At 50.6% G+C, this 1,353-nt stretch carries 12 tRNA genes and 1 rRNA gene; all 13 read right to left on the bottom strand.

Going from position 1 to position 1,353, the window contains the following annotated elements:
* Window positions 1–31 precede the first annotated feature (31 nt).
* Window positions 32–121: transfer RNA gene (locus tag A5878_RS15590), tRNA-Ser, on the bottom strand.
* 26 nt (window positions 122–147) lie between these two features.
* Window positions 148–221, bottom strand: a tRNA-Ile gene (locus A5878_RS15595).
* A 13-nt stretch (window positions 222–234) separates the two neighbouring features.
* A tRNA-Met gene (locus tag A5878_RS15600) sits at window positions 235–308 on the bottom strand.
* Between the two features lie 28 nt (window positions 309–336).
* A tRNA-Ala gene (locus A5878_RS15605) sits at window positions 337–409 on the bottom strand.
* 13 nt (window positions 410–422) lie between these two features.
* Window positions 423–496, bottom strand: a tRNA-Pro gene (locus tag A5878_RS15610).
* A gap of 11 nt (window positions 497–507) precedes the next feature.
* A tRNA-Arg gene (locus A5878_RS15615) sits at window positions 508–581 on the bottom strand.
* A gap of 11 nt (window positions 582–592) precedes the next feature.
* Window positions 593–678 (bottom strand) — tRNA-Leu (locus A5878_RS15620).
* A gap of 18 nt (window positions 679–696) precedes the next feature.
* Window positions 697–768 (bottom strand) — tRNA-Gly (locus tag A5878_RS15625).
* 10 nt (window positions 769–778) lie between these two features.
* Window positions 779–851: transfer RNA gene (locus tag A5878_RS15630), tRNA-Thr, on the bottom strand.
* 7 nt (window positions 852–858) lie between these two features.
* A tRNA-Leu gene (locus A5878_RS15635) sits at window positions 859–940 on the bottom strand.
* A gap of 14 nt (window positions 941–954) precedes the next feature.
* Window positions 955–1,027: transfer RNA gene (locus A5878_RS15640), tRNA-Lys, on the bottom strand.
* Between the two features lie 3 nt (window positions 1,028–1,030).
* Window positions 1,031–1,103: transfer RNA gene (locus tag A5878_RS15645), tRNA-Val, on the bottom strand.
* Between the two features lie 16 nt (window positions 1,104–1,119).
* Window positions 1,120–1,235: ribosomal RNA gene (gene rrf / locus A5878_RS15650) — 5S ribosomal RNA — on the bottom strand.
* Window positions 1,236–1,353: the final 118 nt, after the last annotated feature.

A 1,353-nucleotide genomic window follows, 5' to 3' on the forward strand; every position in this document is an offset into this window, starting at 1 on the left:
ATTCTTTTGCTCGCAACAAAAGAGACAGTTAAGGAGGATAAGGGATTCGAACCCTTGCACGGTTTTACCCGCCTGACGGTTTTCAAGACCGTTCCCTTCAGCCGGACTTGGGTAATCCTCCATAATAAAACAGATACAATGCCACAATGGACCTTGTAGGACTCGAACCTACGACCGGACGGTTATGAGCCGTCTGCTCTAACCAACTGAGCTAAAGGTCCAGGCTCTTAAAAATCGCGGCGGAGGGAATCGAACCCCCGACCTCCCGGGTATGAACCGGACGCTCTAGCCAGCTGAGCTACACCGCGTAAAAAAGAATCATTTATTCAAATGATATGGAGCCTAGCGGGATCGAACCGCTGACCTCCTGCGTGCAAAGCAGGCGCTCTCCCAGCTGAGCTAAGGCCCCTTTTGAAAAAGTATCGGGAAGACAGGATTCGAACCTGCGACCCCTTGGTCCCAAACCAAGTGCTCTACCAAGCTGAGCTACTTCCCGTTATTAAAAAGCGCGCCCAAGAGGAGTCGAACCCCTAACCTTTTGATCCGTAGTCAAACACTCTATCCAATTGAGCTATGGGCGCATATTATGAAATGCCGAGGACCGGAATCGAACCGGTACGGTGATCACTCACCGCAGGATTTTAAGTCCTGTGCGTCTGCCAGTTCCGCCACCCCGGCTGAAAATTGCTAAGGCAAAGCGGAAAACGGGGTTCGAACCCGCGACCCCCACCTTGGCAAGGTGGTGCTCTACCACTGAGCTATTTCCGCATATTCCTGATGCCGGCTAAAGGACTTGAACCCTCGACCCTCTGATTACAAATCAGATGCTCTACCAACTGAGCTAAGCCGGCAATGAAGTGCGGGTGAAGGGACTTGAACCCCCACGCCCGAAGGCGCTAGATCCTAAATCTAGTGCGTCTGCCAATTCCGCCACACCCGCATAGGTTATTACTATGAGTCGTACAGGGCTCGAACCTGTGACCCTCTGATTAAAAGTCAGATGCTCTACCAACTGAGCTAACGACTCATATGGGGGTTAACGGGATCGAACCGCTGACCCTCTGCTTGTAAGGCAGATGCTCTCCCAGCTGAGCTAAACCCCCATAAGGTAAAAAAAACGCGTGGCGACGTCCTACTCTCACAAAGGGAAACCCTTCACTACAATCGGCGCTAAGAAGCTTAACTTCTGTGTTCGGCATGGTTACAGGTGTATCCTTCTTGCTATCGCCACCACACTATTCAATTGAGTAAGTGTTGCTCACTCAAAACTGGATCGAAGAATCAAAACTCTACGAGTTTACGTGCTTTTTTCTTTTTGGTTAAGTCCTCGATCGATTAGTATCAGTCCGCTCC

It is taken from the genome of Enterococcus sp. 3G6_DIV0642 (assembly GCF_002140635.1).
GTDB lineage: Bacteria > Bacillota > Bacilli > Lactobacillales > Enterococcaceae > Enterococcus_D > Enterococcus_D casseliflavus.